Source organism: Paenibacillus gyeongsangnamensis, from assembly GCF_027533625.1.
In the GTDB taxonomy this organism is placed as follows: domain Bacteria; phylum Bacillota; class Bacilli; order Paenibacillales; family NBRC-103111; genus Paenibacillus_G; species Paenibacillus_G gyeongsangnamensis.
Window position 1 is genome coordinate 1 of sequence record NZ_JAQAGZ010000025.1, and the last position, 17,912, is coordinate 17,912.

Annotated in this window: 19 protein-coding genes; 18 read left to right on the top strand and 1 reads right to left on the bottom strand. The window is 46.5% G+C overall.

The window, feature by feature from the left end; all coding sequences use genetic code 11:
* The 13 genes from O9H85_RS30065 to O9H85_RS30125 form a co-directional block, all read left to right on the top strand.
* Positions 1-209, top strand: a 209-nt coding sequence (locus tag O9H85_RS30065) for a transposase (protein ID WP_269885096.1), incomplete at its 5' end; no start/stop codon positions are given.
* A 308-nt stretch (positions 210-517) separates the two neighbouring features.
* A complete protein-coding gene (locus O9H85_RS30070) occupies positions 518-1,087 on the top strand; it encodes a TetR/AcrR family transcriptional regulator (RefSeq protein WP_269885097.1) in 570 nt (189 codons plus the stop codon).
* 444 nt (positions 1,088-1,531) lie between these two features.
* The gene (locus tag O9H85_RS30075; protein ID WP_269885098.1) at positions 1,532-2,029 is read left to right on the top strand and encodes a ComEC/Rec2 family competence protein; all 498 of its coding nucleotides are present in this window, start codon (positions 1,532-1,534) and stop codon (positions 2,027-2,029) included.
* 289 nt (positions 2,030-2,318) lie between these two features.
* A complete protein-coding gene (locus O9H85_RS30080; protein WP_269885099.1) occupies positions 2,319-3,092 on the top strand; it encodes an SDR family NAD(P)-dependent oxidoreductase in 774 nt (257 codons plus the stop codon).
* A 976-nt stretch (positions 3,093-4,068) separates the two neighbouring features.
* Positions 4,069-4,392 (top strand): NIPSNAP family protein, encoded by a 324-nt coding sequence (locus O9H85_RS30085; protein ID WP_269885100.1) that lies wholly within the window; start codon positions 4,069-4,071, stop codon positions 4,390-4,392.
* A 68-nt stretch (positions 4,393-4,460) separates the two neighbouring features.
* Positions 4,461-5,000 (top strand): NAD(P)H-dependent oxidoreductase, encoded by a 540-nt coding sequence (locus O9H85_RS30090; protein ID WP_269885101.1) that lies wholly within the window; start codon positions 4,461-4,463, stop codon positions 4,998-5,000.
* A complete protein-coding gene (locus O9H85_RS30095; RefSeq protein ID WP_269885102.1) occupies positions 5,000-5,635 on the top strand; it encodes a DsbA family oxidoreductase in 636 nt (211 codons plus the stop codon). Before O9H85_RS30090 ends, O9H85_RS30095 begins: the two co-directional genes overlap by 1 nt.
* Before the next feature lie 117 nt (positions 5,636-5,752).
* Entirely contained in the window at positions 5,753-6,412 is a 660-nt protein-coding gene (gene wrbA, locus O9H85_RS30100; protein WP_269885103.1) for an NAD(P)H:quinone oxidoreductase, read from the top strand.
* 22 nt (positions 6,413-6,434) lie between these two features.
* Positions 6,435-7,172, top strand: coding sequence for an SDR family NAD(P)-dependent oxidoreductase (locus tag O9H85_RS30105; RefSeq protein ID WP_269885104.1), 738 nt, complete (start codon positions 6,435-6,437; stop codon positions 7,170-7,172).
* A gap of 60 nt (positions 7,173-7,232) precedes the next feature.
* Positions 7,233-7,469, top strand: a complete 237-nt coding sequence (locus tag O9H85_RS30110; RefSeq protein ID WP_269885105.1) for a tautomerase family protein — start codon at positions 7,233-7,235, stop codon at positions 7,467-7,469.
* A 190-nt stretch (positions 7,470-7,659) separates the two neighbouring features.
* Positions 7,660-8,079 carry an organic hydroperoxide resistance protein gene (locus tag O9H85_RS30115; RefSeq protein WP_269885106.1) on the top strand — a complete coding sequence of 140 codons (420 nt, stop codon included), beginning with the start codon at positions 7,660-7,662 and terminating at the stop codon, positions 8,077-8,079.
* Between the two features lie 17 nt (positions 8,080-8,096).
* Positions 8,097-8,306, top strand: a complete 210-nt coding sequence (locus O9H85_RS30120) for a hypothetical protein (protein WP_269885107.1) — start codon at positions 8,097-8,099, stop codon at positions 8,304-8,306.
* Between the two features lie 312 nt (positions 8,307-8,618).
* Entirely contained in the window at positions 8,619-9,695 is a 1,077-nt protein-coding gene (locus O9H85_RS30125; protein WP_269885108.1) for an NAD(P)H-dependent flavin oxidoreductase, read from the top strand.
* Between the two features lie 190 nt (positions 9,696-9,885).
* Here the strand turns inward: O9H85_RS30125 and O9H85_RS30130 are convergent, their stop codons facing one another.
* A complete protein-coding gene (locus tag O9H85_RS30130; RefSeq protein WP_269885109.1) occupies positions 9,886-10,755 on the bottom strand; it encodes a LysR family transcriptional regulator in 870 nt (289 codons plus the stop codon).
* A 134-nt stretch (positions 10,756-10,889) separates the two neighbouring features.
* Here O9H85_RS30130 and O9H85_RS30135 point away from each other — a divergent pair, with 134 nt between their 5' ends.
* From O9H85_RS30135 to O9H85_RS30155, 5 genes are all read left to right on the top strand, one after another.
* A complete protein-coding gene (locus tag O9H85_RS30135) occupies positions 10,890-12,056 on the top strand; it encodes a YbfB/YjiJ family MFS transporter (RefSeq protein ID WP_269885110.1) in 1,167 nt (388 codons plus the stop codon).
* 35 nt (positions 12,057-12,091) lie between these two features.
* Positions 12,092-12,661, top strand: coding sequence for a TetR/AcrR family transcriptional regulator (locus tag O9H85_RS30140; RefSeq protein ID WP_269885111.1), 570 nt, complete (start codon positions 12,092-12,094; stop codon positions 12,659-12,661).
* Positions 12,662-12,941: 280 nt separating this feature from the next.
* Complete coding sequence (locus tag O9H85_RS30145; RefSeq protein ID WP_269885112.1) at positions 12,942-14,741, top strand: cache domain-containing sensor histidine kinase; 1,800 nt, start codon at positions 12,942-12,944, stop codon at positions 14,739-14,741.
* A complete protein-coding gene (locus O9H85_RS30150; RefSeq protein ID WP_269885113.1) occupies positions 14,716-16,341 on the top strand; it encodes a response regulator in 1,626 nt (541 codons plus the stop codon). Before O9H85_RS30145 ends, O9H85_RS30150 begins: the two co-directional genes overlap by 26 nt.
* A gap of 111 nt (positions 16,342-16,452) precedes the next feature.
* On the top strand, positions 16,453-17,832 hold the full coding sequence (locus O9H85_RS30155; RefSeq protein ID WP_269885114.1) for an ABC transporter substrate-binding protein: 1,380 nt from the start codon (positions 16,453-16,455) through the stop codon (positions 17,830-17,832).
* The last annotated feature ends 80 nt before the right edge of the window (positions 17,833-17,912 follow it).

A 17,912-nucleotide genomic window follows, 5' to 3' on the forward strand; every position in this document is an offset into this window, starting at 1 on the left:
ATCTGAGATGGCTTCACACGATTATTTCAAATGCAAAAGCTTTTATTGGCGGAACTTATCACGGATTAGATTCAAAACATTTACAGGCGTATCTCGATGAATTTTGCTATCGGTTTAACCGACGTGAGGTCAAGAGTGAATTATTCAACCGGCTAGTTCATTGTTGTCTTTCGGCAACGACGATCACCTATCCTGAGCTAGTTGGATAATCAAATAGTTTAATATCAAAAGGGCTGCCGGTTTAGGGAAGAATCTTTCGTGAGCTTTAATGAGGGATCAGGAATTCGTTCGCTTTTATATGCAAGGTGCGTTAAAGAAGGCTTCGAACCACATGTCCGCTATGAGTGTGCCTCTCCACGATGCTGGTGGCAGAGCGACTTGGAGTTGCGGTCCTACCACACTTAATGGCAGTGTTGCCGGGACCGCTGGAAGATTACCAAATCGAGTAGGCATACTAAAGATGATCGCATCTGCCCATTAGGTTGACAGCGTATCTATTAAAAGGTAGAATGCAGAGATGAATAAAAATAAAAATACAGCAGAAGCTATTTTAGATACTGCTCAGTCGATTGTACAGGAATTTGGATTCAATGGTTTCAGTTATGCTCATATAGCTAAGAAAGTAGGAATACGTACCGCAAGTATTCATTACTATTTCCCTAATAAGGAGGACCTAGGAGAAGCGCTGATTGAGAGGTATCACAAAAATTTTATTACTTCAATTGCTCAAATTGATGCCGAAATTCAGAATAATATAGAAAAACTACGTAAGTTCATACTGCTTTATGGTGGCCCAGTCAAAGATTATTGTACCTGTATGGGTGTTATGCTGTCTACTGACCTAGCTTCTTTATCAAGTAAAACACAAGATGGAATAGCACAGTTGTTTACAAGCAATTTGGAATGGTTGAAACGAGTGTTGGATCAGGGGCGGCGTGAAGGTCAATTAAATTTTACTGGTTCTACAGATGCACTTGCTCATCAATTTCTTGCTTCACTTCAAGGTGCGCAGTTATTAGCAAGAAGTTTTCGGGATCAAAATAGATTTAATATGATTGCCGAAGGACTAATATCCGCTTTAATTTAAATAAAAGCGGATTTTCTTGCTTTCATAATCTATCTATAATAAATAGAATAACATTTCAAATCCAAGCTTGACACTCTATCTATTAAAAGGTAGAATACAACAGTGACTACAATATTCAGAGCGGATTTAGGCTGGATATTTTCAGATTGATCTAGGTTACTTGCACAGTTGTTTGCAGTAAATAATGGGTCTACTGTTTAAGCGTTTATTATTTAACGATTTTTTTTCGAATTAATTCTATCATTTAATAGATAGATTTCAGTTCAAAAGAATGATCTAAAATAAAGGAGCCATTCGTGGAATGTAGATTTTGCTGGACAAGCAGTATGTGTCGAGAATAAACGTGAAATTGATCTTGGCAACGATGTGAAGCTTACATTGCTTTCCCCAACACTTAACAAGCTTAAACAATTAGGCGAATACTGAAAGAGAGCGCTATACAAAATGGGATACAAGAAGGAGATCACCGATGGTGACATTTTTGATGACGCATTCGAATTTCTTGTATCTAGAGAAAAAACACGTGCTATAATCAATCATGAAAAGAAAGTTTCTTCATCCCAAGTAAATTTAGAGACACTGTTAAGAAACCCTTTCACTGAGGATACAAGTGCTGCTAACGGAAGTTCTATTGCGTTTATTTTGCAATTTATGGGCAAAAAGATTTTGTTTCTTGGTGATTCTCATCCTTGTATTATTGAGCAGGAACTTAGGTCTCTTTATGGTGAAGAGCCGATCTGGTTTGACGCAGTGAAAATATCTCATCATGGGTCGAGTGGTAACACAAGCCCAAGTTTACTTAAGCTGATTGACTCTGCTAATTTTTTGAGGATCCGTTTTCAGAAAATGAGTTTGTACGCCTTCAATCGAGAACTGATAATAATAATTGGTACTATAGCTGTAAACCATAAATTATTCGTACACTTGACGTTATTTTTGTAGCCGAGTGAGTTTGCCTATACACCTCGCTGTCGTCTATTCCCTAACTCAACACTGCTAGGAGTGTGCCAAATTGATTATCTACCCTAGCCCGAGGTCTTGAATCTCCGCTTTGCGTAGTTTACGGCTTAAGTTTATGTCGCAGTGCGGATCTCGCGGCTTGCTAATGGGAGTACAATTGATTCAAGTATTATTTATAGGTAGAATTAAATAAAGAAATGAGTTACTAATCACAAAAATCACTTTCGACTATGTCGTATATCGTGTTAATTTAAACTAGGAGGTTGCGGCTATGGACTTAAAATTATCTGGAAAAAAAGCACTTATTGTTGGAGGAAGCCGTGGCATTGGTAAAGCGATTGCCCGCCAAATGGCTCTGGAAGGTGTAGACTGTACGATTTGTTCAAGAAACGAATCCTCGCTAAAAATCGCTGCAGAGGAATTGGCTCAGGAAACAAAGAGAAATATCTATCCGATTGTGGCAGATACCACGAATCCTGACTCTATCCTAAAATTAGTTGAAAATTCAGTTGCGGCGATGGGGAGTATTGATATTCTAATCAACAGCGGGGCTCGTGTTGGCGGTCAAGTGCCAGAGGATTTTAACAGCATTAAAGATGAACTTATTCTGAAAGATTTTGAAGAAAAGTATTTGGGCTATTTTCGCAGTATCCGTGCTGTAGCACCTTATATGATAAAAAATAATTGGGGACGTATCATTAATATAAGCGGTTTAGCTGCCAGAATAGGCGGCAGTTATTTTAGTTCCGGTCCGCGTAATGCATCTGTTGTCCATTTAACAAAATCCGCATCATTGGAATTAGGGAAGCACGGAATTACCGTCAATGCGGTTTATCCAGGGATTGTAAGTACGGAAGCATTTAGAGAACGGGTTACTGATGAGGATGCTTTACGCCAGTTAGAGGCAATGAATACACTCGGTCGCTTGATTACAGCGGAGGAAATTGCTAATGTCGTTACCTTCCTGGCTTCACCCTTGTCGGCATCGATTAGCGGCGATGTCATTTCGGTTACCGGCGGCATTGGAAATTCCGTTTATTACTAAAAGTTAGTACGATACTGTTAACTGTAACGCAGATTATCAATAATGCTATATTGGGTCTTTTGAAAAAAAATAGTATTTTAGAAAACGAGCCTCGCTATAATCTGAGTCTCGTTTTTTTGTTTTTATCGTTGTGTGACTTGGTTTTGGGCACCAGTATAAGGACTCGCAGCAGATTTAAATTTGTTGTAGGAATAGCGGCTAAAGAATAATACGCGGCAGCCGCACATTATGGATGTAAATGTCGGGCGGACGAAGATGGGGCGGCATTACAGTTTCTCATTTAAGACTTTTTTCTGACCAACTCGGATGTTCTACAAAACCCAGCCAGCACCACCTTTTTGTCGCGGTAAACACTTGACCAGCTAGATTTCCTGTATATTTGGATTTAGGTATCTAAATTTCAGATATAATTCATCATTATTCTGTATTATGCATGATACGTCGAATGTAGTAATATGAACGAGCGGACAAGAAATCATGAACACATTACACTACAAGGTGAGCAATTAATTGCAAGAAGTTTTCGGGATTTAAGCAGGTTTGATAGGATAGCCAAAGATTAATATCCGCTTTAACCTAAACAGAAGGCGGCATTTTTTTAAATATAAAACTTACCTATTAATAGGTATATAAAGTGGTAATGGAGACATGAGTTTTCAAGGTAAAGTGGCAGTGTTTACAGGTGGAAGCAGCGGTATTGGATAGGCAGTGGCCATTGGACTGGTGAAAGAAGGAGCAAATGCTGTCATTATTGGCTGCCGCGAACAAGCGCTGCAGAGGCTGCAACAGAAATCAATAAGTCATGAGCGCACGTCGCATATATTGCCGGCAACATTTCGAATCACCAAATCGCAGAACGCTTAATCGGCGAGGGACTTTCGCGCTTGGACCGTCGTCACATTGGTGGACAATGCCGGTATTTTTCTAGCGAAACCAATAGTAACGAACCATTTTATTAAATGGAGGAGGTGAAGTGATGTTGTACGAGCTGCGAGTGTATCATGTGAATCCTGGCAAGATGCAGGTAATTCAAGATAGATTCAAAGATCATGTTATCGACTTATTTATGAAGCATGGCATGAGAGTGACGCTATTTTGGGAAGATATTGATGAGGCAAATAACCGTCTTTATTATATTGTCGAGCATGCCAATATGGAAATGCGTAACCTCAACTATGATCGTTTCCGCAACGATCCTGAATGGATTGAATTAAAACGAATTACAGAACTTGACGGACCCTTAGTAAACAAACAAGAGAGTATTTTTATGAAAAACGTATCATTTTTCGAGAATATATGAATCATGCTGGAAACAGGCCGTAAATAAAAAAGATTTTTAAAATAACTACGAAAAGGAGAGCAACTAAAATGAAAACATTAGTAATCGTTACTCACCCGAACATCGAAGCATCCAACTGGAATAAATCATGGGTGAAAGAATTGAAAAAGCATGACGATATCACTATTCATGAATTGTATAAGGCATATCCAGACGAAAAGATCGATGTTTCTAGAGAGCAGCAGTTAATTGAGGCGCATGACCGGATTATTTTTCAATATCCGCTTTATTGGTACAGCACGCCGCCATTACTGAAAAAGTGGTTTGATTCCGTATTGCTGTACGGCTGGGCTTATGGGCCGGATGCGACGAAAACAGTGGGTAAAGAAATCGGAGTTGCGATCTCGACTTATGGTACGAAGGAGTCGTATCAAGCAAGGGGCTCCAATCGTGTTACCCTGGAAGAAATATTGAGTCCAATACAAGCACTTGTTCGTTTCATTAGTGCCACTTACCTGCCTCACTTTTCACTAAACGACACTTCTGATGTGACGGAGGAACGCTTGGCACAGAGCAGTATCGATTACGTTCAACACATTAAAACGGTAAAGCCAGTGGTGGTTGAATAATGAAGAAAAACTTGACCATTGACGTTTACATGGATACGATTTGCCCCTGGTGCCGAATGGGAACGACCAGTCTGCGATCCGCTTTGAAACAATTGCCAGAAGACACGAAGGCAACCGTCCGTTGGCATGCTTATCAGCTTAACCCCGGTATTCGTCCTGAAGGAGAAGATTATCGGCAGGTTATGATTGGCAGATTAGGCGGTAATGCACAATTCGAAGCCAGAATGAAGCAGTATAACGAAACCGGTGTTCGTTTCGGCCTTACATTTAATATGGATATTGTGAAATATACACCGAATACGACGTTATCCCATCAGTTAATTGCGGTTACGCCAGAGGACTTGCAAGAGCAATTGATTGAGAAGATCTATACGGCATATTTTGAAAAAGGTATTAATATCGGTGATGTGGATGAACTTGTGGAAATAGCAAGATCCAACGGGGTCACTGACGATGCTGCTGAACTCAAAATACGGCTCCTTAAAGGCGATGGGCTTGAAAAAGTTGAATTAGGACAACGCAACGCACAAAAATTGGGAATCAGGGGGGTCCCTTACTTTGTAATTAATGAGGAGATCAGCCTATCCGGTCTACAATCTCCAAGTGAATTTATTAACGTGTTTGAAAACAGTTAAGCTGCTGTGCTGGATTACAGAACGATATCAAAGCCATAACTTTCTGATCATTTATCCGCATCCGCGGACGGAGATTCGGCACTCGGCAGATAATAATAAAAGTTTGGAGCGATACCAATGGGCATAATTCAAAAGCTATTTAAAAAGGAGACTACACAAATGTCAACAAATGTAAATTTAGCAGTCATCTATTACAGCTCGAATGGAACGAACTTTCAATTGGCGCAATGGGCAGCGGAAGGCGGTCGTCAAGCTGGGGCAGAAGTGAAAGTTTTAAAAGTCGCAGAAACTGCGCCGCAGTCCGTTATTGACAGCAGTCCATCATGGAAAGCGCATCTTGAAGAAACCAAAAATATCCCAACTGTGTCTGTAGCTGATTTGGAATGGGCGGATGCGATCATTTTTAGCATGCCAACTCGATTCGGTAATTTACCAGCTCAATTGAAACAGTTCCTAGATACGACAGGCGGTCTTTGGGCTCAAGGCAAAACAGTGAATAAAGTCGTCAGTGCCATGACTTCCGCTCAAAATGCAAATGCCGGACAGGAACAAACGATCCTTCAGCTATATACGTCAATGTACCACTGGGGTGCGATTGTGGCAGCTCCCGGATTTACTGATCCATCCGTTTTTGTTGCCGGAGGGAACCCATACGGGACAAGCGTGACAGTGGATCAAAATGGGAAGATGAAGGAAGACGTACGCGCTGCTGCTGAACATCAAGCAAAACGCACCGTATCGGTTGCTAAAGCATTGAAAAACGGTTTAGGACAATAATTGGGAAAAGGAGAATGAACAAATGAGTATTCGGGGAAAAGTATTCGTAATAACCGGCGGAAGCAGCGGACTTGGGAAAGCTATGGCGGTTGAGATGGTGAATCGAGGCGCGAATGTCGTTATCAATGGACGCCGAGAGCAAGAGTTGGCTGAGGCTGCAAAAGAAATCGATCCTACTGGAAAACAAGTGCGGTTTGTTGCCGGTAATGTTGCAGATCCTAAGATCGCGCAGCGCTTAATCGACGAAAGTTTGGCTCAATTTGGACGCGTTGATACGTTGGTTAATAATGCCGGAATCTTCATGTCTAAGCCATTTACGGAGTATTCAGAAGAGGACCTTGCAACGTATTTATCGACTAATGTCGTCGGCTTCTTCCATGTTACCCAGCGTGCAGTGGCGGAGATGCTGAAACAAGGAACGGGACACATCGTTACGATCACGACGAGTCTGGTTGACCAACCGTCGGCTTCCGTTCCTTCCGTACTCGCCTCATTGACGAAAGGCGGTCTGAAATCTGCGACGAAATCACTAGCCATTGAGTATGCTTCCCGAGGTATTCGCGTGAATGCAGTCTCACCGGGGGTCATTAAAACACCAATGCACCCTGTTGAAGCACACGAAGCCCTTGCTAAACTACATCCAATGGGACGTATGGGCGAATCGCATGAAATCGTTGAAGCCGTCTTATATCTGGATTCAGCCAACTTCGTAACGGGTGAAACCCTTTATGTTGATGGTGGACAAAATGCTGGTCACTAAGCAAATATAGCAGCAGATACTAAATAACTAAATATTCCAATTCGAATGGGGAGAATATCCATGCCGATCGTTACGATCCAAGTGACCCGCGAGGGCACAGCACCAGATCGTCAGTCTATCACGGCGGAAGAAAAGGCGGCGCTCATTAAAGGGGTTAGCGAGCTTTTGCTCAACGTTCTGAACAAGCCGTTAGAATCTACCTTCGTAGTTATCGAAGAGGTTGACACCGATAATTGGGGTTGGGGTGGACTACCTGCGTTGGAGTATCGTAAGCAGCTTGCCGATAAGAGGAAGTAATCGTTAGATAGATGACAATGCGGGCGTGATTAAGCGTTTTTGCACCTGATGACACGATTGTGATCATGGCATGCTTGTCGGGGATTCATGGGCAGTAGGTTCTGCCTTGCTGATCCGGCAGGTTCGCCAACGCAGTCGTGTTTGTCATTATACATTAAATATGTAGATACTCATTAAGGAGGAAACTTACATGCAAAACTTATACACAGGTACAGCAACAGCAGTTGGAGGAAGAAACGGAAAAGTGGTTTCTTCTGATCAGGTCATTTCACTTGATCTCACAATGCCTAAAGCGCTCGGCGGATCTGGCGCTCATGGAACGAATCCGGAACAGCTTTTTGCAGCTGGATATTCCGCTTGTTTCGATGGCGCAGTTGGTCTAGCGCTTCGCCAAAAGGGAATCAAAGCTGAAGGTACAAAGGTAACTGCCCATGTGACCATCGGCAAAACCGAAGACGGCGGCTATGCTTTAGCGGCGGAGCTTGATGTGACAATTGTCGGTGTGACTCCGGAAGTGGCTAGAGAGATTGCTGAAGCGGCGCATCAAATATGCCCGTACTCCAAAGCTACAAGAGGCAACATCGATGTGAAAATCAAGCTTGTGGAATAAGAGCTTTCCCAAATAGGGTGGCAGCCCATTTATGGCTGCTGTATGCTGACGGTATCCGTGCGTTCTCTGTGCATCCGGACGCGGCTTCGCGCGAACGAAACTTCCAGGCCTTTATGGAAGATCCTGAATGGCTGGACCTTAAGGAGAGAACTGAAGCAAACGGTCCTCTGCATGAGAAAATCGATATTATCTATATGAATAAAGCGCCTTTTTTCCAAACCGAGTAGAGCAAGAATTATGCAAATATTTAACCGTTTGACGATGCAATTATTTCTGCTTACCCCTCATCGAGTGATTGGCGCTAACCACTTATTGGTCAATGACGTCTTCTCTGCCGCTCGAGTTGCTTAACGATGTGCTCAGTTGGGTAGAATACTGTGAACAAGAGCGAAAATCAAATAAATATCTATCTGATATCTCATTTTAAGATATCAGATAGCATGTTTATGTATTATTCACGATTATTAAATGTATGTATACTTTTAGAAGTAAGCCCACGGCGATAAGATGAGGATCCAATCAAGAAGGAGTGAAATCCAATGAAAATCACGCTACAAACCGCTCTATGCGAACAATTTGAAATCCGCTATCCGCTCTTTCTCGCCGGAATGGCAGGCGGCCCTTCTACGCCCGAACTGACGGCAGCAGTATCCGAGGCGGGCGGACTTGGCACTCTGGGGGCGGCCTACATGGAGCCGGAAGCCATCCGAGCGGCTGTCCGTCGCATAAGAGAACTAACTGCGGCGCCCTTTGGAGTCAATTTATTTGTATTTCAACCTGGCGATGACAACGCGAGAATTGAAGAAGTTCAGAGCGAATTGAACAAGATGCGTAATCATCTTGGTATTCCAATCGCATCGGGAAACGAAGTGCAGACACCAAATTGGTTCGAAAAGCAGTTTGAAGTGCTGCTAAAAGAGAAGGTACCCGTCATCAGTACTGCTTTCGGTGTATTGCCGGCTCCATTCATGCATGCGGCAAAATCGTCTGGACTTAAGGTAGTATCCATGGTGACGACTGTACGAGAAGCGCTGCTTGCGCAGGAGATTGGCTGTGATGCAATAGTCGCTCAGGGCAGTGAAGCGGGTGGCCATCGCGGTACATTTGTCATTGATGTTCACCCGATGGGAGCGAATATAGGAACAATGGCGCTTGTCCCACAGATTGTGGATAGCGTAACGATTCCCGTTATCGCTGCGGGCGGGATTATGGATGGTCGAGGTCTTGCTGCCGCTCTGGCACTTGGTGCTCAAGGAGTGCAGATGGGTACACGCTTCTTGACTGCCATTGAATCGGGAACGAATGCGGCATACAGAAAGGCCCTGCTTGCGAGTGATGAAGAAAGTACGGTGCTTACCAAGGCATTCTCGGGAAGACCGGCTCGTGGAATAAATAACGCGTTTAATCAGCAATGGGAAGCAAGCGGAGTAGCCCCTCTCGCATTTCCAACACAAAATACCGTAACTCGCGATATCCGTAATGCGGCAGGCAAGCAGCAGCAGGCGGAGTATTTGTCATTGTGGGCGGGGCAGGGTACTCGGATGCTGACAGCGGAGAATACAGCCAAGCAAATTGTAGACGAAATCATAAATCAAGCCGCGGCTTTAATCGATTAATGCAGTTTATGGCAATTTAGGGGCGTCGTTGAGTTAGAGGAAGGGAGAATCTAATCGGCAACTGCGTAGCACCGCCGTCATCGCCCAGAGCGAGAAAGAATATGTCGCTCAAGACGATGGCAGTGTTGCAGTGGTAAGCAGTCATACCGTCGCATCGAAGGAGATTGGATTCCACCAGGATTTCAGTGCCTTAACTAAAATGGGCTCGCATCTCCGATAAGAAGGCTGACAAGGCGGGGGTGATTAAAGCGTCTTTGCGTCTGATAAACACGGTTGTGACGATGGCATGCTTGCCGGAGATCGTATGGCAGCGGATTCGGCCTTGATGCTCCGGCTCGGCTACGATAGAACGCGGCATAAGAGAAATGCCGAGGCCGGCGCTGACACAGCCGATTATCGTTTCAAACGATTCGAATTCCATCAACTTAACGGGTAATATGCCTTCTTCATTGAGTAATTGATTTAATTTTGCCCGGAAGGAACAGCCGCTGTGAAATACGAGAATCGTACGCTCTTGCACATCATGGATTGAATTGACGGGCGGATGGGAGACCGGGGTGACAAGTACCAGTTCCTCATCAATTACCTTTTCTTGAACCAAATCGGGATGTTCCACAGGACCTGCCACGAATGCTCCGTACAGCTCATAATGAAGAACGGCATGAAGATGCTGCTCGGTAGGACCGGTGATTAAAGAGATGTCGACCGCCGGATATTCGGCATGGTATTTGGTAAGCAGCTTAGGCAGACGAACGGCAGCGGTTGTCTCCACTGCCCCTATAAGTAACGGACCTGAGGGGATAGAGGAGTCTCCGACGGCCTGTCTGGCTTCTTGAATGACATGCAATATTTTCTCCGCATAGGAAACAAGGATTTGCCCGGAAGGGGTTAGTGTAATCCCCCGATTGTGGCGGTAAAATAAAAGGGTCTGTAAATCGGCCTCCAGCTGTTGAATCTTATGGGTGACGTTGGATTGGGCAAAGTTTAATTTCTGAGCCGCTTTGGATATACTTCCTTCTTGCGCTGTCGTAAAAAACACTTTAAGCAACTGAATGTCCATTTAGACCTCCTGTGTATTTAGGTTTGGATATCTGAATTCACGATAATTAACATCATCATTCTGTATTATACATGATAACAAAAATCATAGTATCATGAATAGGCGGTCCAAAGATTATGAAAGGAGGAACGCGTATGAGAAGACACACGTTGATTGTTCTGCTTGGAGGCATTGCGGCACTGATGGTAGCTATGGGAATCGGAAGGTTCGCTTTTACTCCGATCCTGCCGATGATGATGGAACACCATCTGTTCTCTGCAGCCGGTGCGGGCTATCTGGCATCAAGCAATTATTTGGGGTATTTGATCGGCGCGTTTGTCCTGACGCTAGTCCAAGTTAAAAGCCGATCCATACTGCTGTTCGCCGGGTTAATCGTCAGTATTGCGACTACCTGGGGAATGGGGGAATTCCACAGTCTTGAGGCATGGCTCGTGCTCCGGTTTTTATCTGGCCTCGCCAGTGCGGTTGTCTTTGTCATCACATCCAGCATGGTGATGGATCGTTTATCGGCGCTACAAGCCGGAATACTCTACGGAGGCGTGGGAGCAGGCATTCTTCTGACCGGACTTTCGGTTCCTCTGCTCGCCAGAAACGGCGATTGGATCGAAGTATGGAAGGGACTAGGCCTGATCAGTATGATCTTAGGTCTGGGGGCCTGGTATTCGTTACGGGAAAGGCATTCCGGTACGAAGACAGCAAGCTCTCCTCTTAACCATCAATCTTCAGCCGTTCGACGGATCTTGATATGTTTGACGATTGCCTATGGCTTGGAAGGCTTGGGCTACATTGTTACCGGGACCTATCTTGTAGCGTACGCAAAGACGGTTTCAAGCATTCCGAATATCACATCGCTCAGTTGGATATTGGTTGGTATCGCCGGAGCGCCTTCGTGCGTCGTTTGGTCGATGCTTGCCTCCCGATGGGGAAAAAAGTGGACTTTGACCGTCTCTATGTTTTTACAATCCATCGGCATTGCGATTCCGGTTCTTATTCCTTCTTCAACCGCCGTATTCGCGGGCGCCTTCTTGTTCGGGGCAACCTTTATGGGGATCACGATGCTGTTCGTTGCTTTTGCCAAGGATTTGTATCCGCAGAATAATCGAAAAACGATTGGTTTGCTGACCACCTTCTTTGGCTTTGGGCAAATCATCGGGCCGCTCATTGCAGGTCATCTGATCTCGGGCAATGGCAGCTACCTCACCGCTTTAATCGGAGCGGCTTTCATCGTCTTCTTGGGGGCGCTGAGCTTGCCGCTGGGTATCGGCAGTGCCGACCGGAAGCAGCTCAAACTTGCGGAATGATTGAAACGCAATCTACTAAAAGGTAGAATAACAGTATGACTAAAACGAAAAATACTGCAGAGATTATTCTGGATACAGCTCAGTCGTATGTTCAGGAATTCGGGTTTAACGGATTCAGCTATGCGCACATTGCAGAAAAAGTAGGGATACGTACCGCAAGCATTCATTATCATTTCCCCAATAAGGAGGATTTGGGAGAAGCGCTGATTGCACGGTATCACAGACGTTTTATTGCTACAATTGCTCAAATCGATTCCGAGACGCCGAATCATTTGGAAAAACTGCGCAGATTCACTTTGCTTTACAGTGGACCTGTTCAAGATTATTGTACTTGTCTAAGTGTTATGCTTTCTAGCGACCTAGCCACCTTATCGGAGAAAGTGCGAGAAGGGTTAGCTCAGTTTTTTACCGCTAATTTAACATGGTTGGAACGCGTGTTGGATCAGGGGCGGCGTGAAGGGCATCTAAACTTCGAAGGTGCCGCGTATGTGCGATCCCATCAATTCCTTGCTTCGTTACAAGGTGCGCAATTACTTGCAAGAAGTTTTCGGGATTTAAGCAGGTTTAATATGATTGCCGAAGAATTAATATCCGCTTTAACTTAATAAGGCGGATATTTTTCAATACTTATTAGGAACGATCGGTCAAATAAATACGTGCATTAAATCAACCACACGTTTCGGAATGGAGCTCGGTTACCATATTACCCTTGTAAAGGACAAGCCCAAGCGGATGACTCTCTCCAAAATCGGTCGTACCATTGGAAAGCTGCCTATCGACGGCATTCTACAATTCCTTTCCATCTTAACCGCCTTTAAAGAGAATTTTATTCCCCCATGTTGAATTCGTTTACAATCTATTTTTAAGGCTTAGGGGTGTGAACCGATGAAGCAGCTGCTGTACCGCCTCTCCTTCAAAAAACGCATATGGGTATCTTTCGTCCTCCTCATGATGGTGGCGATTGCCGCGTCGGGCTGGAGCTCCTACGTCATCTCTTCGAGCATTGTGGAGCGTAACGCCCTTCGGCTAAGTCAGGATACGATTAACAAATCATCGCAGGTGCTCGATGAGAAGCTTAAAAAGATTATCCTGTTGATCATGTCGCTCAAAATGAGCGATCCCTATATCGAGGTGCTGCGCGACGTTTCACGGGGGGACGTGCGCTATTACTATACCCGTTTATCTGCGCTTCAGCCGATACTGGCGCAATTGAAATTTAACGACGATTTTATTCAATCGGTCTTGATCGCAACGCCGATCGGGGATTTTTACCCTACTACCTATACGCGGTTAAACGATAGCTCCTACTATCAATCCGATATGTATAAGAAAATCAAATCCAAGCAGCGGGGCGTATGGATGGAAGGTCATGAGGATTCATTTTTTTACGGAAAAGACCGGGTCGTTTCCTTCGTGATCGACGGCTCCGGAGAGAAGTACGTGGAGGACGTGTTCATCGTCGTCAATATTAAGGAGAAGGACCTGCAAAATCTGATCGTCGATCAGGTTAGCAGCTCCACAGGGTATTCGTTGATTAACAAGGAGGGTCAGCCTGTAATAGGCAATACCGCGCAAGATAGCGGTACCGCGCAGGATTCGTGGCGACTGGCACCGGCATTTTTAAATCATTTTGACGGAGAAGAGAAAAGCGGTAATTTCAGCTACGTCATTGACGGCAAGGATTACCTGATCAATTACACCCGACTCGATGTGGGGGAAGGGTGGATTTTGTACGACACGCAGTCCAAGCAGGTGGTGCTTAAGGAAGTCGATGCGATCAAGTGGATGACGCTTCTTTTTATCGTGGGATTCGTGCTGCTCGCGCTATTGCTGTCCAACATGCTGACCGGCTTGCTGCTGCGGCCGTTGTTGCGGCTGCACATGCTGATGAAGCAGGTGGAGCACAATGATCTGGACGTCCGGTTCCACAGTGTATACCAGGATGAAATATCTCAGGTGGGGATGCGGTTCAACTTGATGCTCGACGAAATTAAGAAGCTGATTCACACGGTGAAGCTGGGAGAAGAAGAGAAGCGGAAGACGGAGATAAAAGCTTTATCGGCCCAAATGGAGCCGCATTTTCTGTATAATACGCTGAATACGATTTACTGCAAGTCGGTGCTTGGCCATACGGAGGCTGTCAACGAAATGATTTTATCGCTGTCCACGATGTTCCAGCTGGGATTAAGCCAAGGGAGAGACATTCTGCTGATCGAAGATGAGCTGCTGCATGTCCGCAACTATTTGACGTTGCAGCAAAATTGCTATGAGGACCGGTTCGATTTCCACATTGATGTGGAGGACGAGTCCATCCTGCAGCTCCACATTCCGAAGCTGACGCTGCAGCCGCTTGTTGAAAACGCGATTCTGCATGGCTTCCAAGACCGTGAAGAGGGCGGCCGCATCCGGATTGTGCTGAGGCGGACGAAAGAAGTGCTATACGTTTCCGTCGAGGACAATGGCATCGGTATGGATGTGGACCGTGTACTGCAATCGATGGAGGGGCCGCTTGTTTCCCAGAAAGGCTACGCGCTGAGAAACATCGGGCATCGACTGCGGCTGTTCTACGGGGAGGACGCGACGATCCATTATTATAGCGAGCCGGGGAAGGGGACCAAGGTTCAGTTGATCATCACGCTGCATGAGGGGGAGAAAAACTATGCCGACAACGGATATGAGGTTTAACATCTGCGTCATTGACGATATCAAAAGCACGGTCGAAATGATCGCCACCAAAATCCCTTGGGATACTTACGGCATCAAGGTCGTAGGCACAGCGAAGAACGGGGAAGAGGGGCTTGCACTTATTCAGGAAACACGCCCCGATATTATTCTTACGGATATCCGCATGCCCCGAATGGACGGGCTGAAGATGACCCGGCGCATGATCGATTTGCTTCCGCAATGCAAAGTTATTATTCTCAGCGCCTATACCGATTTCGAATATGCGAAGCAGGCGATCCGGCTGGGAGCCTTTGACTTTGTGAAAAAGCCGTTTTCGATACAGGAAATTACGAAAGTCGTGCTCGAAGCCAAGCAGGCGCTCGAGAGCGAATACAATCGGCAAGAGCGGATTCAGGCGATGGAGAAGAAGGTTCAGGAAAGCTTGCCGCTGTTGCGCCAAGAATATTGCGGCCGGCTGCTGCAGCACGAACTGCGTCCTGAGGAAGCGCAGGATTACTGGCAGGAGATGCACGTCGAACTGGAGCCGGAGGGGCTCGCGGTGCTCATTATAGAAATCGATCATTTTATGGACAAGTACGCCTCCCAGCCGATTCATGAGATCGAGCTGGTCCGTTTTGCACTGCACAATATCATCGAAGAGACGATTCACGGAGAGACCCGTGGCGTCGTCGTTCGCGACGGTCCGAGCTACTATGCGTGCATCATCAACAGCAGACTGGAGGAAGAAGCACGCCGGATTGCGGAGGCTTGCTGTGAGAATATAGCGAGCTGCACCAAGTTCACCATCTCGATCGGTGTCGGTACGGTCGTCAAGGCCGTACACGAGCTGCCGCAATCATACAAGTCAGCGCTATCGGCGTTAGCGTATCATTTCTACACGGGGGGCAACGGTGCTTTCAGTCTTGGCGATGTGCCGAAGGAGCAGGAGGCTTACCCGAGATACGATCAGGCGAAGGAACAGGAGCTGCTCATTTCTCTAAGGGCAGGCAACCCGGACAAATCGCTGCTCGCGCTGGAGCGCTTGTTCGACGACGTCACGCAGCTCCATCCTCTGCCGGATCCGCAATATGTCCGAAGCATGTACTATGAGCTTGCACTGGTTATCCTGCGCACGTTCTACGAGCTGGTGCCGCTTGCCGTCCTGCAGCCGTATGATCAGCAAATACGCGACCGCAGCAGTCAAGCGCTCGACAGTATTAAGCCGTTTCAGCAGCTGCTGAGGGATTTGTGCCAAGCCGGCTGCACCTGGATCGAGAAGGAGCGGGTCAGCGATTCCACGCAGCTCATTCACCGTGCGGTCGAATATATCCGGTCGCATCTGCAACTTGATCTGACGGTCGAGCATTGCGCGAGACAGATGAGTATTAGCGGGGGGCACTTCGCCAACCTGTTCAAAAAAGTGACCGGCACGACGCTGAACCAGTTCGTCACGGCCGAGCGGATCGAGCGGGCGAAGCGGCTGTTGATCGAAAATTACCAGGTTCAAGAGATCGCTCTTTCCCTCGGGTATGAGCACAGACGCTATTTCAGCGAGGTGTTCAAGAAGCATACGGGCCAGACGCCCTCGGAGTTCAAGGATGCGTACATTGGGCAGAAATGATGAATTTCTGCCCTTTTTCTTTGTTTTGCCTCATGTTGTAAGGAGGATGAATCCACTACAATAAGCAGCAAGAGATCTTACAAGAACCAGAAAAAAGGGAGGCAAACCAAGATGAAAAAGACAGCTATCACTGCGGTAAGCGTACTGCTGGCCATGAGCTTGAGCGCATGCGGAGGCGGATCGGACGATGCAGGTAAAGGCGCTGCTGCCAGTAATACCGGCGCGAAGCCCGGAGAGAAAACGAAGATCACGTACTGGACGCTGGACCGGCATGATGCAGATTATATCAAAGAAGTGATCGCGAAATTCAACTCGACGAACAAGGACAATATTGAGGTGGAGCTGGTCGTCAAGGCTGACGATTATGCCCAAGCTTTGGACTTGGCTTTCTCCGCCGCCGAGGCGCCTGATGTGTTCCGGGTGAAGGAAAATACGATCCAGACGTATTACAAAAAAGGCTACATGGCCCCGATTGACGAGTATTTGACCGAGGAGCAGAAAAAGAAGTTTCCGGTGATGCCTGACCTGAACCAGTTCGACGGCAAAATGTACAGCCTCCCGAACTACGGAAGCACGATGCGCCTCGTCTACAACAAGGATTTGTTCGACAAGGCCGGCATTACTAAGCCGCCGACGACGCTGGCGGAGCTGGTCGAGGACGCCAAGAAGCTGACGGCTGCGGGGAAAGCGACAGGCGCTTACGGTTTTGCGCTGCCTTTCAAGACGCCATCGAGCGCATGGGGCCGCTCCGCACGGGTCATCGCCGAATTAAGCGGCTACGGCGGCTTCGGCTACGATTTCAAAACCGCTAGATATGATTTCAGTGGATTTAAAGAGATTACGAAGGCGTTCAAGCAAATGCGCGACGACGGCAGCACACTGCCTGGTATGGAAGCGCTTGATATTGATCCGCTGCGCGCGCAGTTTGCCGAAGGCAAGATCGGGATGTACTTATCGTTCTCCTCGGAGCCGGGCGTGTACAAGAGCCAGTTCCCTGCAAAAATCAACTGGGCTGCGGCGCCTGCGCCGACGATCGACGGATCGATCAAGGGGGCTTCCGGCTTCCTCGGCGGCCAGTGGCTTGCCATTAACAAGGATTCCAAGAAAAAGGACGCCGCCTGGAAATTCATTAATTACATGTACGGCGACGATATTTTGCAGCCGTATCATGAGAAGGGCTACGGCATCTCGATGGTTCCTTCCATTATCTCAAAGGTGAAAAAGCCGGATATTAACGGCATTGAAGGCTTCCTGCCGAATAAATATGACGGCGTATGGCCGATTGTGCCGACCGTGACCGTACAAGGCGTTAAATACGAGGATGCCTTCTGGAAATATATTCTCGAAGGCGGCGATTTGGACAAAGTGATCGCGGATCTGAACAAGCGCTATAACGAGGCTTTGGACAAAGCGATTGCGAACGGTGAAGTGAAGGCGAAGCCGGATGCAAGCTTTGATCCTGCCAAAATGCAAGGAACGTTTGCGAAATAGAGCTGTATAACGGAGCCTGTCAGCCGGATGCTGAAGGCTCCGATTTTTAAAATGATATAGCTTATGAGGAGGTGCGGTTC

Bases quoted from the DNA above. Each gene is read 5' to 3' on its own strand.
- O9H85_RS30085 (WP_269885100.1), top strand. From the start codon at position 4,069: ATGTTGTACGAGCTGCGAGTGTATCATGTGAATCCTGGCAAGATGCAG.
- O9H85_RS30110 (WP_269885105.1), top strand. From the start codon at position 7,233: ATGCCGATCGTTACGATCCAAGTGACCCGCGAGGGCACAGCACCAGAT.
- O9H85_RS30150 (WP_269885113.1), top strand. From the start codon at position 14,716: ATGCCGACAACGGATATGAGGTTTAACATCTGCGTCATTGACGATATC.
- O9H85_RS30105 (WP_269885104.1), top strand. From the start codon at position 6,435: ATGAGTATTCGGGGAAAAGTATTCGTAATAACCGGCGGAAGCAGCGGA.
- O9H85_RS30135 (WP_269885110.1), top strand. From the start codon at position 10,890: ATGAGAAGACACACGTTGATTGTTCTGCTTGGAGGCATTGCGGCACTG.
- O9H85_RS30145 (WP_269885112.1), top strand. From the start codon at position 12,942: ATGAAGCAGCTGCTGTACCGCCTCTCCTTCAAAAAACGCATATGGGTA.
- O9H85_RS30095 (WP_269885102.1), top strand. From the start codon at position 5,000: ATGAAGAAAAACTTGACCATTGACGTTTACATGGATACGATTTGCCCC.
- O9H85_RS30125 (WP_269885108.1), top strand. From the start codon at position 8,619: ATGAAAATCACGCTACAAACCGCTCTATGCGAACAATTTGAAATCCGC.
- wrbA (WP_269885103.1), top strand. From the start codon at position 5,753: ATGGGCATAATTCAAAAGCTATTTAAAAAGGAGACTACACAAATGTCA.
- O9H85_RS30075 (WP_269885098.1), top strand. From the start codon at position 1,532: ATGGGATACAAGAAGGAGATCACCGATGGTGACATTTTTGATGACGCA.
- O9H85_RS30130 (WP_269885109.1), bottom strand. From the start codon at position 10,755: ATGGACATTCAGTTGCTTAAAGTGTTTTTTACGACAGCGCAAGAAGGA.
- O9H85_RS30080 (WP_269885099.1), top strand. From the start codon at position 2,319: ATGGACTTAAAATTATCTGGAAAAAAAGCACTTATTGTTGGAGGAAGC.
- O9H85_RS30070 (WP_269885097.1), top strand. From the start codon at position 518: ATGAATAAAAATAAAAATACAGCAGAAGCTATTTTAGATACTGCTCAG.
- O9H85_RS30140 (WP_269885111.1), top strand. From the start codon at position 12,092: ATGACTAAAACGAAAAATACTGCAGAGATTATTCTGGATACAGCTCAG.
- O9H85_RS30155 (WP_269885114.1), top strand. From the start codon at position 16,453: ATGAAAAAGACAGCTATCACTGCGGTAAGCGTACTGCTGGCCATGAGC.
- O9H85_RS30090 (WP_269885101.1), top strand. From the start codon at position 4,461: ATGAAAACATTAGTAATCGTTACTCACCCGAACATCGAAGCATCCAAC.
- O9H85_RS30115 (WP_269885106.1), top strand. From the start codon at position 7,660: ATGCAAAACTTATACACAGGTACAGCAACAGCAGTTGGAGGAAGAAAC.